Below are 14,238 nucleotides of genomic sequence, written 5' to 3'. Positions count from 1 at the left end.
GGAGCATGGGTCTTTGCGGATGCACTTAGAGGCAGACCCATGACCCAGGAAATCGGCGGCTTCGCCGCTCTTGAACTTCATCCCAATATTGTCGCTGCAGTAGTCGCTACCGGCTATGAAGAGCCTTCGGCCATTCAGCAGCAGTCGATCCCGATCATCCTCGCCGGTCACGATATGATTGGTCAGGCGCAAACCGGTACCGGTAAAACCGCTGCCTTTGCCCTGCCTATCCTGCACCGCATCGATCCGTCCAAGCGCGAGCCGCAAGCTCTGATCCTGGCCCCAACTCGTGAGTTGGCGCTACAAGTTGCAACCGCTTTCGAAACCTACGCCAAGCAAATGCCGGGCGTAACTGTTGTGGCTGTCTACGGCGGCGCGCCGATGGGCCCACAATTGAAAGCAATCCGTAATGGCGCACAGATCGTTGTCGCCACTCCGGGCCGTCTGTGCGACCACCTGCGTCGCGACGAAAAAGTGCTGCAGACCGTGAACCACCTGGTTCTCGACGAAGCAGACGAAATGCTCAAACTGGGCTTCATGGACGACCTCGAAGTCATCTTCAAGGCCATGCCGGAAACCCGTCAGACCGTATTGTTCTCGGCGACCCTGCCGCAATCGATCCGTGCCATCGCCGAGCGTCACCTGCGCGATCCAAAGCACGTGAAGATCCAGAGCAAGACCCAGACCGTTACCGCGATCGAACAGGCTCACTTGTTGGTTCACGCTGACCAGAAGACCTCTGCCGTTCTCAGCTTGCTGGAAGTGGAAGATTTCGACGCTCTGATCATGTTCGTGCGCACCAAGCAAGCGACCCTGGATCTGGCCAGCGCCCTCGACGCCAAAGGCTACAAAGCCGCCGCGTTGAACGGCGACATCGCCCAGAACCAGCGTGAGCGCGTGATCGACTCGCTGAAAGATGGCCGTCTGGACATCGTTGTAGCGACCGACGTTGCCGCCCGTGGTCTGGACGTTCCGCGCATCACCCACGTGTTCAACGTGGACATGCCGTACGATCCGGAATCCTACGTGCACCGTATCGGCCGTACCGGCCGCGCCGGTCGCGAAGGCCGCGCGCTGCTGCTGGTGACGCCACGTGAGCGCCGCATGCTGCAGGTAATCGAGCGTGTAACCGGTCAGAAAGTTGCCGAAGTGCGTCTGCCGGACGCCCAGGCCGTTCTTGATGCCCGCATCAAGAAGCTGACCAACAGCCTGTCGCCGCTGGTGGCTGACGCCGAATCGACTCACGGTGATCTGCTGGATCGCCTGACCGCCGACATCGGTTGCACCCCACGCGCCCTGGCTGCCGCTCTGCTGCGCAAGGCCACCAATGGTCAGGCGCTGAACCTGGCAGCGATCGAGAAGGAACGTCCACTGGTGCCGAACAGCGCACCGCGTGGCGACCGTCCTGAGCGTTCCGGTGATCGTCCGGACCGTGGTGATCGTGAGCGTCGTGCTCCGATGCCTTTGGGCGAAGGCCGTGCCCGTTGCCGTACCGCGCTGGGCGCGCGTGACGGTATCGCGGCGAAAAACCTGCTGGGCGCCATCCTCAACGAAGGTGGTCTGGCACGTGAAGCCATCGGTCGCATTCAGGTGCGTGACAGCTTCAGCCTCGTCGAGCTGCCGGAAGATGGTCTGGACAAACTCCTGACCAAGCTGAAGGACACTCGCGTTGCCGGTAAGCAGTTGAAGCTGCGTCGCTACCGCGAAGATTGATCCGCCTCTGGGCTGATTGATCGAACATAAAAAATCCCCGACTGGTTCGGGGATTTTTTATGCCTGCGATTTGGGCATCAGCCGAAGCGGTAGATGTCCATGCCCAGTGCGCCCATGGTGAAGCCTTGATGGGCAATGCTGAAATCACCGCCGGCACCTCGGGCGAAGTACAGCGGCAACAGGTGCTCGTCGCTTGGATGGTTGCGTACTGCGTTCGGTGCCTGCTGACGGTAATCGTGCAGGGCGGCTTCGTCGTTGGCGGCCAGCTTGTCGACTATCCAGTCACGGAAGTCCCGCGCCCACGGTTCGACGCTCTCCGGGCCGGCGTGCCAGTCCAGTTCTCGCAGGTTGTGGGTGATGCTGCCGGAGCCGATCAACAGAATGCCCTGTTCGCGCAGCCTGGCCAGCGCCTGGCCGACGCGGTTCTGTAGCGCCGGACCGCCACGACTCGGTAGGGAAACCTGCACCACCGGGATGTCAGCCTGCGGGTACATCAGCGACAGCGGCACCCACACACCGTGATCGAACGGTCGTTGTGGATCGAGGCGTGCCGGCAGGTCGTTGGCGGTCAGCAGATCGGCAACCCTACGGGCGAGTTGCGGATCGCCCGGGGCCGGATACTGCACTTCAAACAGCGCGCGGGGGAAACCGCCGAAGTCGTGCCAGGTTTCCGGTTGCGGATGGCCGCTGACCAGCAGCTCATGGCTTTCCCAGTGGGCGGATACGATGACGATGGCTTTCGGGCGTGGCAGTTCGGCCGCCAACCGCGCCAGGGCCGGGCCGCTGGCGCCGGGCTCAAGTGCCAGCATGGGCGAGCCATGGGAGATAAACAGGCTGGGAAACATGGAAAGGTTCCTGAGCGTTAAGATGGTTCATCTTCAGTCAGTTCATTGATCTAATTCCAATATAAGTTTTAACGCCTTTTGATCGAATTCTTTGGAGGATGCATGCAGTCGGAGTTTTGGCACAAAAAGTGGGAATCGAACCAGATCGGCTTTCACCAGCCGGAGGTGAACCCGTATTTGCAGCGGCACTGGCCCGATCTGGCCATCCCGGCGCAGGCGCGTGTGCTGGTGCCGTTGTGTGGGAAAAGCCTGGATCTGCTGTGGCTTGCCGGGCGTGGGCATCGGGTGCTCGGCGTCGAGCTGTCGGAGAAGGCCGTGGAAGACTTCTTCCGTGAGCAGCAATTGCAGCCGCAGATCAGTGAAGAGGGCAGCTTCAAGGTTTATCGGGCCGGCGCGATCGAGTTGTGGTGCGGGGATTTCTTCGCCTTGTCTGCGAACGATGTGGCCGATTGTACGGCGTTGTATGACCGTGCGGCGCTGATCGCCTTGCCGGCGCCAATGCGTGAGCGCTATGCGGCGCATTTGTTGAGCATCCTGCCGACGGGGCTGCGTGGTTTGCTGATCACGCTGGATTACGATCAGGCTCGGATGTCCGGGCCGCCGTTTGCGGTGACAGATGCCGAGGTGCAGCAGCTGCTCGGTGGCGACTGGGCGGTGCAGGCGCTGGAAGAACAGGACGTACTGAGCGAAAGCGGGAAGTTCCTGCAGGCGGGTGTGACACGGCTGGAAGAGCGGGTGTACCGCCTGACTCCTCAGTAACAGAACAACAAAAAAGGCCCGCATCGCTGCGGGCCTTTCTGTTGGAGCGGGGCTGATCAGCCGCGACGACGCAGGGCGTCGATACGATCTTCCAGCGGCGGGTGGCTCATGAACATGCGAGCAAACCCCTGTTTGATACCGCCGTTGATGCCGAAGGCATTCAGGGTGTCAGGCATGTGCACCGGCAGGCCCTGTTCGGCGCGCAAGCGTTGCAAGGCGTTGATCATCGCCCCCGTACCGGCCAGGCGGGCGCCGGCATCATCGGCACGGAACTCGCGTTTGCGCGAGAACCACATCACGATTGCGCTGGCCAGAATGCCCAATACCAGTTCGGCGAAAATGGTCGCGATGTAATAGGCCATGCCCTGGCCTTCTTCGTTCTTGAAAATCACCTTGTCGACGAAGTTGCCGATGATCCGCGCGAAGAACATCACGAAGGTGTTCACCACGCCCTGTATCAGCGCCAGGGTGACCATGTCGCCGTTGGCCACGTGGCCGATCTCGTGGGCCAGCACGGCCCGCACTTCATCTTCCTTGAAACGCTCGAGCAAGCCCTGGCTGACCGCGACCAGTGCGTCGTTCTTGTTCCAGCCGGTGGCGAAGGCGTTCGCTTCATAGGCCGGGAAAATACCGACTTCGGGCATCTTGATCCCGGCTTCCCGGGACAGTTGCTCGACGGTTTGCAGCAGCCACTGCTCGTGACGAGTACGTGGCTGGGTGATGATCTGGGTGCTGGTGCTCATTTTCGCCATCCACTTGGAGATGAACAGCGAGAACAGGGAACCGGCAAAACCAAAGACTGCACAGAAAACCAGCAGCTGACTGAGGTTGAGATCAACCCCGTTGGCCGCCATGAACCCGTTGAAGCCGAAAAGGCTCAGGGTGATGCTGGCTATCAGCACGACCGCCAGGTTAGTGGCCAAAAACAGCAGGATGCGCATCATGGTTGTAGAAGTCTCCTCAAGCTAAAGATGTAGCGTACTGCGGGGTATATAAGGTGCGGCACCTGGCGATTCAACCGAGTGACTATTTCAAACTGTGTCCTACACCGGATTCGTCGGACATGGGATATTTCCCACTGCCGAATCCGCTATGGATGACAGGCACGCGGCACCCGGTCTCATTGCGTCAGGCACGCATGATTCGTATGACTCGCAAGTGTAGAAGGTGCTGGAGGAGGGGAGCAGCAGAAGTGTTGCTGAATCAGACAGTGCGCAACGTTCGGGCCGTTGCGCACTGAGCGCCGGTTACTGGCGGTACGACTTGAGGAAGTTGCCAATGCGACCGATGGCCATGTCCAGGTCATCGACCCGCGGCAGCGTGACCACGCGGAAGTGGTCAGGCCACGGCCAGTTGAACGCCGTGCCTTGCACCACCAGCAGCTTCTCGGAGAGCAGCAGGTCGAGCACGAATTTCTCGTCGTTGTGGATCGGACAGACTTTCGGGTCGATCTTCGGGAACGCGTACAGCGCACCCATCGGCTTCACGCAGCTCACGCCGGGAATGTCGTTGAGCAGTTCCCAGGTACGGTTGCGTTGTTCCAGCAACCGGCCTTGCGGCAGAACCAGATCGTTGATGCTCTGATAGCCACCCAGGGCGGTCTGGATCGCATGCTGGCTCGGCACGTTGGCGCACAGGCGCATGTTGGCCAGCATGTCGATGCCTTCGATGTAGCTGTGAGCGTTGTGTTTCGGACCGGAAATGGCGATCCAGCCGGAGCGGAAACCGGCCACGCGATACGACTTGGACAGACCGTTGAAGGTCAGGCACAGCAGGTCCGGGGCCAGCGAAGCGGTGCAGATGTGCACGGCGTCGTCGTAGAGGATCTTGTCGTAGATTTCGTCGGAGAACACCACCAGGTTGTGCTGACGGGCCAGTTCCAGCATGCCCAGCAGTACTTCCTTCGAATACACCGCGCCGGTCGGGTTGTTCGGGTTGATGATCACCATCGCCTTGGTGTTCGGGGTGATCTTGGCCTTGATGTCGGCCAGATCCGGGAACCAGTCGGCACCCTCGTCGCACAGGTAATGCACCGCGTTACCGCCGGCCAGGCTCACGGCAGCGGTCCACAGCGGGTAGTCCGGCGCCGGCACCAGCACTTCGTCGCCGTTGTTGAGCAGCGCCTGCAGCGACATCACGATCAGCTCGGACACGCCGTTGCCCAGGTAAATGTCTTCGATGCCGACACCTTCGACCTGCTTCTGCTGGTAGTACTGCATCACCGCCTTGCGCGCGCTGAACAGGCCTTTGGAATCGCTGTAGCCCTGGGCGGTCGGCAGGTTGCGGATCACATCCTGGAGAATTTCATCCGGCGCTTCGAAACCAAAGGGTGCCGGGTTGCCGATGTTCAGCTTGAGGATGCGATGGCCTTCCTCTTCCAGTCGTTTGGCGTGCTTGAGCACCGGGCCGCGAATGTCGTAGCAGACGTTGGCGAGCTTGTTCGATTTGCTGAACTGCATGGCGATGTGATCCCGAAAATGAACGATCCAGGCGGCGGGTGGACAACCGTGCTGGGAATCCTGCGTCTTCACACAGGCAAGTGTCTCGAGCGGCGGTTTCCAACAATCCGTTTGAATGCGCAGGAACCCGCTGCCAGACTGGCGTGTGACGAGGCGCAATCATACGTGCCGCCCGATCCGTGGAAAAGGTACAGATCGGGCTTTTTCAGCCGCTGAGGTGTGATGATGGAAAAGATTGAAAAGACCCTGGAAGAATGGCGGGCGATGCTCGACCCCGAGCAATACAACGTGTGTCGTCTCAGTGCCACCGAGCGACCGTTCTCCGGTAAATACAACGCCACCAAGACTGACGGTGTCTATCACTGCGTCTGCTGCAACGAGCCGTTGTTTGATTCCAGGACCAAATTCGATTCCGGTTGCGGCTGGCCAAGCTTCTACGCGCCGATCGGCGACAGCGCCATGACCGAAATCCGTGACACCAGCCACGGCATGATCCGCACCGAAGTGAAATGCGCCAAATGCGATGCGCACCTGGGCCACGTCTTCCCTGACGGCCCGCCGCCGACCGGCTTGCGTTATTGCATCAACTCGGTGTGCCTGGACCTGGTGCCGCGCGAGTAACCGATACGGGCGATCCTCGGGTCGCCTTTCGGATAATTAAATTGCACACAATTCAATTGCTCGCTATTTTTGCCGTCTACCCATTTCTCAAGAGTGCGCACCATGAGCGATAACCTGCTGAACATTCCGTGCACCACCATCAAGGGCGAGCAAAAGACCCTCGCCGATTTCGCCGGCAAGGCGGTGCTGGTGGTCAATACCGCCAGCAAATGCGGTTTCACGCCGCAGTACAAAGGCCTTGAGGAGCTGTGGCAGACCTACAAGGATCAGGGCCTGGTGGTGCTGGGCTTCCCGTGCAACCAGTTCGGCAAGCAGGAGCCGGGCAACGAGGGCGCCATCAGTGAGTTCTGCGAACTGAACTACGGCGTCAGCTTCCCGCTGTTCAAGAAGATCGAAGTCAACGGGACCGGTGCGCACCCGCTGTTTGTGCAATTGAAGAAACGCGCGCCGGGCGTGCTGGGCTCCCAGGGCATCAAGTGGAATTTCACCAAGTTCCTGATCGGCAAGGACGGCCAGTTGGTCAAGCGCTTCGCCCCGGCCACCAAGCCGCAGGATCTGAGCCGCGAGATCGAAGCGTTGCTCAAATGAACAGCCTGTCCGCCGATTCGCTGAAGCTCGACAGTCAGCTGTGCTTCAAGTTGTATGCCGCGTCGCGGGCGGTGATCCGTGGCTACAAGCCGATGCTCGATCAGCTCGGCCTGACTTACCCGCAATATCTGGCGATGCTGGTGCTGTGGGAATGGCAGCAAGTCGCGCCGGAGCAACCAACGGTCAAGGCGCTGGGTGAGCGGCTGGCGCTGGACTCCGGGACGCTGACGCCGCTGCTCAAGCGTCTGGAGCAACTTGAGCTGGTCCAGCGTCAGCGCTCGGCCCGGGACGAGCGTGAGGTCCATCTGAGCCTCACGCTGCAAGGGCAGGCGCTGCGTGAACAGGTCGGGCCTTTGAAGGAGCGGCTGTTGTGCGACAGCGGGGTGGACCTTGACCGGCTCAACGAGCTGCGTGAGGGACTCGATCACCTGCTGGGCCAGATCAAAGCGTTGTCGTAGTCGGTATCCACTGATCCAGCAGCGCCGCCAGTTCTTCACGGCGAAACGGCTTGGCCAGATAATCGCTCATGCCCGCCGCCCGGCAACGCTCGCGCTCTTCGGCCATCGCGTTTGCGGTCAGGGCGACAATCGGCAAGTGCGGCCAGCGACCGCTCTGACGAATCTGGCGGCTGGCTTCATAGCCGTCCATCACCGGCATGTTGCAGTCCATCAGCACCAGATCGAACTCGTCGTGTTCCAGCTGATCCAGCGCTTCCACACCATGGGCTGCGACCACGACATCACAGCCGAGCTTGCCCAGCATGCCTTTGGCCACCAGTTGATTGACCGGGTTGTCCTCCACCAGCAGCACCCGACCGCGCCGCTGAGACGAGACGCTCTCAAGGCGAGCGCGGTCGTTGGTGGTGAGGTCCGGCAACAGCGTTCGGCGCAGATTCTGATACAGCGCGTTGCGGGCCAGCGGCCGCGCCTGCTGCTGCAGCGGGGCGAGGGCGGCGGCTTCTTCACCCGGCAGGAAGCTGCCATAAGCGGTCACCAGCAGAATCGGTGCCGTCATCGCCGGGCGCAGGCCGAACAGGCATTCGGGGCAATCGGTGATGATGACGTTGGGGGATAGGCCGAGCAGCGGGTCGTCCAGGGTTCGCTGCTCATAGGTCAGCCCCCAGACCGGCAGCAGGCTTTCCAGCAGTTCCGCCAGGCCGCTGACCGCGTTGGTGATCGCGAGCACTTTGCCGTGCAACGCTGGTGGAATCACCGCACGGGTGTGGCAGGGCAGCGGCAGTTCGGCGCAGAACTGACTGCCGAAACCCACTTCGGAGCTGATGGTCAGGCGCCCCTGCATGGCTTCGCACAGGTTGTAGGTCAGCGCCAGCCCGAGCCCGGTGCCGCCGTATTGGCGGGTGATGCCGGCGCCCGCCTGGGTAAACGGCTGGAAAATCTTCACCTGCGCTTCCTGAGCGATGCCGATACCGGTGTCGCAGACTTCGATGCGTACCCCTTCCTTCCAGGTGGACAATCGCACATCGACGCGGCCGAAGCGGGTGAATTTCAGCGCATTGGACAGAAGATTGCTGACGATCTGCCTGACCCGGGTAGGATCGCCGAGCACCAGCGCCGGGAAGTAAGGATCGATCAGGCAGGTCAGCTCGACACTCGGTGCGGCGTTCTGTGACAGCAGGTTGGCGGTGTCTTCGATCAGTGAGCCGAGATCGAAGGGAATGTGTTCCAGCTCAAGTTGCCCTGCATCGAATTTGGACAGGTCGAGAATGTCGTTGAGCAATTCCACCAAAACCTTGCCCGAGTCGTGGGCGATGGACAGTTGCTGCTGCTGTTCGGCGTTGAGCGGGCCATCGAGCGAGAGAGCGATCATCCCCAGCAGGCCGTTGAGCGGAGTACGGATCTCGTGGCTCATGTTGGCGAGAAATGCCGAGCGTGCCTCGGCCATGTCCAGTGCCGTGCTGCGGGCCACTTCCAGTTCCTGGTTGGACTGGCTGAGTCGTGCATTGATCGCCTTGAGCTCTGCGGTACGCGCCGACACGATGTCTTCGAGTTGCGCGAGGTAGTCAGTTAGGCGGTTTTCCGCATTGCGTCGCTGCTGGATTTCCGTGGCGATGTTCTCGAACTGCTGGTTGGCGACCTTGACCAGCACGCCGATCTCGTCATTGGCATGCCCGGCTGGACATTCCAGGGTGGTCGGCTCGGCGCTGCGCGGGTCGCGACCGCTGAGTTCGCGGATTACCCGTACCAGCGGTTTGGTCAGCATCACATAGAACAGCGCGAGCAGAATTCCGGTGAGAATCAGGCTGCGGGCGAAGCCGTTGAGCAACGTGACCTCGGCACGGCGCAGGAAGCGGCTGCCGAACGCGTAGGTGTCGACTTCCAGTTTCAGGGTGCCGAGGGATTCGTTGGGCAAGTGATCGAGATAGAGGCGGTCTTCGAACTGACGTTTGGCGCCGAACAGGAAGTCGCTGATCATCCGGTAGCCGCTTTGCAGCTCCGGCCGTTTGACGTTGGCCAGCACCGTCTGATTGTTGTCGGTCAGTTGCGCCGAGATGATCGCTGGCGAGCGCAGCAGGCCCAGGGTCAGTTCTTGCGCCAGTTCGGCGTCGATGTTGTAGGCGATGCGCGAGGCCGGGTTATGGCTGATTTCCAGCAACGACAGGATTTCACGGTTGATGGACGCGTCTTCACTGGCATAATCGATGCCGATTTGCAGCAGGCTGAGCAGCGTGCCCAGAATGAACCCGACCAGCACGGTAAGCCGGGCCTGTTTGTACGACAGCCGGTGGGTGAATTTGATATCCATGGGGTGTTGAACCACTTCCGTTTCCCTTCGCTGCTCAAGCATAGTCGATCATGCACGGATTCCGGGGTTCCCGAAGCGCCTTGTAACAAGGCCCGGGACAGGTTTCGAACGCTGTCTGTCGTCGCTGCACCGCCATCATTACTGTGAACGAGCCCGAGGAGAAGACGTGGATTCCCGATTGAATGCTTTTCTTGAGCGCGCCGAGTCGGTTCTGGCGCGGATCGAACCACTGCTGCCGGCTCCACGCCCGGTCATCGACTGGGGCACCTGCCTCGCCGCACGCTGGCAACGTGACGGTCGCAGCGGTTATCTGCTGCCGCTGGAAGTCAGCCTCGACATGCGCCTGTCTGACTTGATCGGCGTCGACCGGCAATTGGAGCAACTGGGCCGCAACACTCAGCAATTTCTCGACGGCATGCCGGCCAACCATGCGCTGCTGTGGGGGTCGCGCGGTACCGGTAAATCGTCGCTGGTGCGCGCGTTGCTGGCTGAACACGCCAAGGCCGGTTTGCGTCTGATCGAAATCGAGCGTGATCACCTGGCGGACCTGCCACGGGTGGTGGAGCAGATCGCCAAGCTGCCGCAACGTTTTGTGCTGTTCTGCGATGACCTGTCGTTCGAGTCCGGCGAAGGCGACTACCGCGTGCTGAAAAGTGTGCTGGACGGCTCGCTCGAACAGGCGCCGGACAACGTGTTGTTGTACGCCACCTCCAACCGCCGCCATCTGGTGCCGGAGAAGGAAAGCGACAACGAAAACTGGAAGCGCGTCGATGGCGAACTGCATCCGAGCGAAGCGGTGGAAGACAAGATCGCGCTGTCGGATCGCTTCGGCCTGTGGCTGTCGTTCTATCCGTTTACCCAGGAACATTTCCTCAACGTCGTCGAGCACTGGATCGGCCAGTTGGCCGCCAAGGCCGGCCTGAGCTGGGAACGCGACGAACAACTGGACATCCTCGCCGTGCGCTGGGCAACCGGCCGCGGCAACCGCAACGGACGTTGCGCGTACCAATTCGCCCGTTATTGGGTGGGACTGAAATTGTTGGAGCACAAGGCATGATTGATTTGCAGCAGAGCGGCCAGGGTCTCGAAGGCTATGGCATGTTGGCCGCGCAACTGGAGTCGCTGCTGGCGGACGAGCGCGATTTCATCGCCAACGCCGCGCAGTTTTCGGCGTTCCTGTTCAACCAGCTCGATGACCTGAACTGGGCCGGTTTCTACCTCAATCGCAACGAAGAGCTGGTGCTCGGCCCGTTCCAGGGCCAGATCGCCTGCGTACGTATTCCGTTCGGTCGGGGCGTTTGCGGCGCGGCGGCTGCCAGCCTGCAGACGCAGCGGGTCGAAGACGTTCATGCGTTCCCCGGCCATATCGCCTGCGACAGCGCGTCGAACAGCGAACTGGTGGTCCCGTTGGTCAAGGACGGTCGCCTGATCGGTGTGCTCGACCTCGACAGCCCGAAGCTCGCGCGTTTTGGTACGGACGATCAGGCCGGGATCGAACAGCTGGCGGCGATCTTCCTGCGTCTGACCGATTGCTGATCACGTCGTCAGGCCTGCCTTGAGCAGCACGGCCGCCGGGTCCACGGCATCGATCTGCCGTGGATCGAGAAAACGCGTGGCGTATTGCAGATACACGCCATCGCGAATGAACAGCTCGAACAGCTCGGCATCGATGTGTGCGTCGCGGCACATGGTGGCCATGATCCCCAGTGCTTCGCTCAGGGACTTGGCCTTTTTGTACGGGCGATCGGCGGCGGTCAGCGCTTCGAAGATGTCGGCAATCGCCATCATGCGCGCCGGCAGGCTCATGTCTTCGCGCTTCAGGCGCTTGGGATAACCGGTGCCGTCCATTTTTTCGTGATGCCCGCCGGCGATTTCCGCGACGCTGTTCAGATGCCCGGGGAAGGGCAGGTGACTGAGCATCAGGATCGTCTGCACCATGTGGTGGTTGATGATGTAGCGTTCTTCGCGGGTCAGCGTGCCCCGGGGGATGCAGAGGTTGTACAGCTCGCCGCGATTGTATTTGTAGGGCGGCACATCGAGTTTGAAACCCCACGGATTGTCTTCCGGGATCAGCTCGCTCTCGGCGCGCTCCAGCAGATGTTCGGGCTTGTCCGCCAGCAGCGGTTCGGTGACCGGCAGGGTCGGTGCCGGGGTGCGTGCCTGACGCCGGTTCTCCTCCCATGACAGGCCCAATCGATCATCCAGCGTGCGCGTCCAGGTGCGTTGCGCGATGTCTTGCAGACGTTGCAGGTCACCCTCGAGCATGGTTTCACTGCCCAGATTGCAGCGGGCGACGAACGCAAAATCATCATCCAGTGCCGTCAGGGTGGCCTCGCGCAGACCGGCCAGTTGCTGTTCTTCACCACCCAACGCCAGGGCTTGCCAATAGTTGATCCAGGCATCGCGCTTGAGGACTTCGAAGCGGGTGCGGATTTCGTGAAGGCGATCGTTCAGGGTCTCCAGCTTGGTGGCTTTGTCGACCACGTATTCCGGGGTCGTGACCTTGCCGCAGTCGTGCAGCCATGCAGCGATGTGCAAGGCCTCCCATTCGTCTTCGCTCGGCTGGTAATCGCTGAAGGCCGGGGCCTGACTGGCTGCAGCGGCACGGGCGAGCATCAGGGTCAGTTCCGGCACGCGCTGGCAATGCCCGCCGGTATAAGGACTCTTGGCATCAATGGCGCCGGCCAGCAGTTGAATGAACGCATCCAGCAGTTGTTTCTGTCTGGCTTGCAGGCGTTGACTCTCGATACTCACCGCGGCCGCCCCGGACACCGCTTGCAGAAAGGCGATGCGATCTGGCCGGAGTTTTTCCAGGTCACTCGGCGTGCCGCCATCGTCGATCAGCAGCACCAGCAGGCCGACGGTTTCGTTGTGCCGGTTATGCAGACGGATTCCAACCAAATGCACCCTCGGTGAACCCATGGCCAGCAGCACTTTCTGCAGGTCGGTGGCCTGTTCGAAACCCAGGTTGCTCACGACCGTGTCGGCGTTGGCCAGTTGCCGGAACCATTCGGGGCTTTGCGAGGCATCAAGACTGCGGCTTTGCAGATCGAATGCCGCCAACGGTTGAGACGAGTCTGCGACCACCAGGCCGTAGGGCTCCATGCGATTGCCATCGTTCTCACGCAGATAAATCAGCCCCGCCTGGGCCTGGGCGATCTGCACTGTCTCGAACAGTACCCGTTCCAGCAGCGGGTCGAAGCGGGTTTCGGCGGTCAGGCTGTCAGTGATGCGAAAGAAGCTGGCCAGGGTGTCTTTCATGCGAGCCATCGACAGGCTCAACTGGTCAATCTCCAGCACCAGCGATCGGCGGGTCACCGGGAAGTTGAAGTCGAAGCTGCGAATTGCATCGGCTTCCTTGACCAAGGCATGCAAGGGCGTCACCAGAACCCGCGAGATCAGCCAGCCCAACGGCAGACATAGCAGCAAGGTAGCCAGCGTGATGAGCGCTCCTTGCCAGCGCAGGCGATAGGCGTCGACCAGCAGTTCGTCTTCGGGCACCAGTAAAGCCATCTGCAAACCTTTCGGCCCGCCTTCCTGCAGCTGGCTGCGGGCGACGATCCATTGTCGGCCATCCACTTCGAGCCGATTGCCCTGGTGCCCGGACAACAAGGTGTGCAAGGCGGGGCTCAAATCGGCGGCCTTGGCCAGGCGCGCCGTGCGGTCATCGACGATCAGCCGGCGGCTGTCGGGGTAAGCCACGGCGTTGCCGTCGGCGTCGAACAGGACGATTTCCGTGGCCGGTGTCACCACGTGTTTGATCAGGGTCGCGGAGAGTGCATCAAGGGTCAGGTCGGCGCCGATCACGGCGTCTTCACCGCTGCGTCGGGCCAGCGTCGTGCCAACGTTGTGGGTGGAGAAAAAGACGTAGGGTTCGGTGGTGATCTGTTCGGCCTGCTGCCGTGCGTTGATGTACCACGCCCGGCTGCGAGGATCATAAGGTTCGTCGGGGTGGTCCTGTCGGCCGACCGGGGACAGTGCCTGGTCGAAGAACAGTGATTGTGAATGTGTCTGACCGCTGGCGTCATGTTCGATGCTCCAGACTTGAAACGCTGCTGCGTCCGGTGCCTTTAGCAGGGTTTTCAGCGCTGGCGTGCGCAAGGGGCGGACCATGAAAAAGTCGCCGTTTTCATAACCCAGGTAGAGCGAGGCCAGATCCGGATTGTCCATCAGGGACTGACTGAACGGCTTGAGCAGCGGCATGCGCGATTCAAGGCTGGGAGATCCGGCGGCGGGGGTCTCTGCCAGCAGGCTCAGCAGGTGCCGGATCGGTGCATAAGTGGACTGCAGGTCGAGACGTACATCCTGTTCGATCCGGCTGAACAGCTTTTCACTACTCGACAGAATGATGTGTGTGGTCTGGTGGTAGTTGAACAAACCCAGCACCACTCCGGTGAGCAACAGCAGAAAGGTGAACATGACGCTGATGTGCACATGCAGCGGAAACCGGCGTTGTTCCGGGCGCAGTGGGCTGGGCATTGCAGACTCTC

General features: G+C 61.1%; 12 protein-coding genes. 7 read left to right on the top strand and 5 right to left on the bottom strand.

Translation table 11 applies throughout. The features are described from left to right. Positions 1 to 39: 39 nt before the first annotated feature. Positions 40 to 1,713, top strand: a complete 1,674-nt coding sequence (locus tag AC07Y2_RS15965; protein ID WP_007955707.1) for a DEAD/DEAH box helicase — start codon at positions 40 to 42, stop codon at positions 1,711 to 1,713. A 77-nt stretch (positions 1,714 to 1,790) separates the two neighbouring features. Here AC07Y2_RS15965 and AC07Y2_RS15960 read toward each other — a convergent pair whose 3' ends face one another. After that, the gene (locus tag AC07Y2_RS15960) at positions 1,791 to 2,558 is read right to left on the bottom strand and encodes a DODA-type extradiol aromatic ring-opening family dioxygenase (protein WP_074687976.1); all 768 of its coding nucleotides are present in this window, start codon (positions 2,556 to 2,558) and stop codon (positions 1,791 to 1,793) included. A gap of 102 nt (positions 2,559 to 2,660) precedes the next feature. Between AC07Y2_RS15960 and AC07Y2_RS15955 the strand changes: the two genes are divergently transcribed. Further along, complete coding sequence (locus AC07Y2_RS15955) at positions 2,661 to 3,317, top strand: thiopurine S-methyltransferase (RefSeq protein ID WP_103386346.1); 657 nt, start codon at positions 2,661 to 2,663, stop codon at positions 3,315 to 3,317. 56 nt (positions 3,318 to 3,373) lie between these two features. Here the strand turns inward: AC07Y2_RS15955 and htpX are convergent, their stop codons facing one another. Continuing rightward, positions 3,374 to 4,261, bottom strand: a complete 888-nt coding sequence (gene htpX / locus AC07Y2_RS15950) for a protease HtpX (protein ID WP_074687972.1) — start codon at positions 4,259 to 4,261, stop codon at positions 3,374 to 3,376. Positions 4,262 to 4,564: 303 nt separating this feature from the next. Then, positions 4,565 to 5,776: a pyridoxal phosphate-dependent aminotransferase gene (locus AC07Y2_RS15945; protein ID WP_007955711.1), complete on the bottom strand. Its 1,212-nt coding sequence runs from the start codon at positions 5,774 to 5,776 to the stop codon at positions 4,565 to 4,567. A 225-nt stretch (positions 5,777 to 6,001) separates the two neighbouring features. Between AC07Y2_RS15945 and msrB the strand changes: the two genes are divergently transcribed. The 3 genes from msrB to AC07Y2_RS15930 all read left to right on the top strand — a co-directional run bounded on the left by msrB (position 6,002) and on the right by AC07Y2_RS15930 (position 7,443). Beyond that, entirely contained in the window at positions 6,002 to 6,397 is a 396-nt protein-coding gene (msrB, locus tag AC07Y2_RS15940) for a peptide-methionine (R)-S-oxide reductase MsrB (RefSeq protein ID WP_039770441.1), read from the top strand. Positions 6,398 to 6,499: 102 nt separating this feature from the next. Next, positions 6,500 to 6,985: a glutathione peroxidase gene (locus AC07Y2_RS15935; RefSeq protein ID WP_011335290.1), complete on the top strand. Its 486-nt coding sequence runs from the start codon at positions 6,500 to 6,502 to the stop codon at positions 6,983 to 6,985. Then, positions 6,982 to 7,443, top strand: coding sequence for a MarR family winged helix-turn-helix transcriptional regulator (locus AC07Y2_RS15930; protein ID WP_039770440.1), 462 nt, complete (start codon positions 6,982 to 6,984; stop codon positions 7,441 to 7,443). Before AC07Y2_RS15935 ends, AC07Y2_RS15930 begins: the two co-directional genes overlap by 4 nt. On the opposite strand, the gene AC07Y2_RS15925 is transcribed toward AC07Y2_RS15930, so the two are convergent. Further along, positions 7,427 to 9,748: a hybrid sensor histidine kinase/response regulator gene (locus AC07Y2_RS15925; RefSeq protein WP_103386345.1), complete on the bottom strand. Its 2,322-nt coding sequence runs from the start codon at positions 9,746 to 9,748 to the stop codon at positions 7,427 to 7,429. The genes AC07Y2_RS15930 and AC07Y2_RS15925 overlap by 17 nt on opposite strands. A gap of 166 nt (positions 9,749 to 9,914) precedes the next feature. Here AC07Y2_RS15925 and AC07Y2_RS15920 point away from each other — a divergent pair, with 166 nt between their 5' ends. Both AC07Y2_RS15920 and AC07Y2_RS15915 read left to right on the top strand, forming a co-directional pair. Continuing rightward, positions 9,915 to 10,805, top strand: a complete 891-nt coding sequence (locus AC07Y2_RS15920) for an ATP-binding protein (protein WP_007955716.1) — start codon at positions 9,915 to 9,917, stop codon at positions 10,803 to 10,805. Next, positions 10,802 to 11,284, top strand: a complete 483-nt coding sequence (locus AC07Y2_RS15915; RefSeq protein ID WP_039770434.1) for a GAF domain-containing protein — start codon at positions 10,802 to 10,804, stop codon at positions 11,282 to 11,284. Before AC07Y2_RS15920 ends, AC07Y2_RS15915 begins: the two co-directional genes overlap by 4 nt. Here AC07Y2_RS15915 and AC07Y2_RS15910 read toward each other — a convergent pair whose 3' ends face one another. Then, positions 11,285 to 14,227 (bottom strand): HD domain-containing phosphohydrolase, encoded by a 2,943-nt coding sequence (locus AC07Y2_RS15910; RefSeq protein ID WP_103386344.1) that lies wholly within the window; start codon positions 14,225 to 14,227, stop codon positions 11,285 to 11,287. Positions 14,228 to 14,238 lie beyond the last annotated feature (11 nt).

The sequence above is a fragment of the Pseudomonas sp. GW456-12-1-14-TSB6 genome (assembly GCF_059424205.1).
This window is presented reverse-complemented; position numbering and strand designations above follow the sequence as displayed.

Bases quoted from the DNA above. Each gene is read 5' to 3' on its own strand.
- msrB (WP_039770441.1), top strand. From the start codon at position 6,002: ATGGAAAAGATTGAAAAGACCCTGGAAGAATGGCGGGCGATGCTCGAC.
- AC07Y2_RS15915 (WP_039770434.1), top strand. From the start codon at position 10,802: ATGATTGATTTGCAGCAGAGCGGCCAGGGTCTCGAAGGCTATGGCATG.
- AC07Y2_RS15925 (WP_103386345.1), bottom strand. From the start codon at position 9,748: ATGGATATCAAATTCACCCACCGGCTGTCGTACAAACAGGCCCGGCTT.
- AC07Y2_RS15960 (WP_074687976.1), bottom strand. From the start codon at position 2,558: ATGTTTCCCAGCCTGTTTATCTCCCATGGCTCGCCCATGCTGGCACTT.
- AC07Y2_RS15910 (WP_103386344.1), bottom strand. From the start codon at position 14,227: ATGCCCAGCCCACTGCGCCCGGAACAACGCCGGTTTCCGCTGCATGTG.
- AC07Y2_RS15930 (WP_039770440.1), top strand. From the start codon at position 6,982: ATGAACAGCCTGTCCGCCGATTCGCTGAAGCTCGACAGTCAGCTGTGC.
- AC07Y2_RS15945 (WP_007955711.1), bottom strand. From the start codon at position 5,776: ATGCAGTTCAGCAAATCGAACAAGCTCGCCAACGTCTGCTACGACATT.
- AC07Y2_RS15935 (WP_011335290.1), top strand. From the start codon at position 6,500: ATGAGCGATAACCTGCTGAACATTCCGTGCACCACCATCAAGGGCGAG.
- AC07Y2_RS15955 (WP_103386346.1), top strand. From the start codon at position 2,661: ATGCAGTCGGAGTTTTGGCACAAAAAGTGGGAATCGAACCAGATCGGC.
- htpX (WP_074687972.1), bottom strand. From the start codon at position 4,261: ATGATGCGCATCCTGCTGTTTTTGGCCACTAACCTGGCGGTCGTGCTG.
- AC07Y2_RS15965 (WP_007955707.1), top strand. From the start codon at position 40: ATGACCCAGGAAATCGGCGGCTTCGCCGCTCTTGAACTTCATCCCAAT.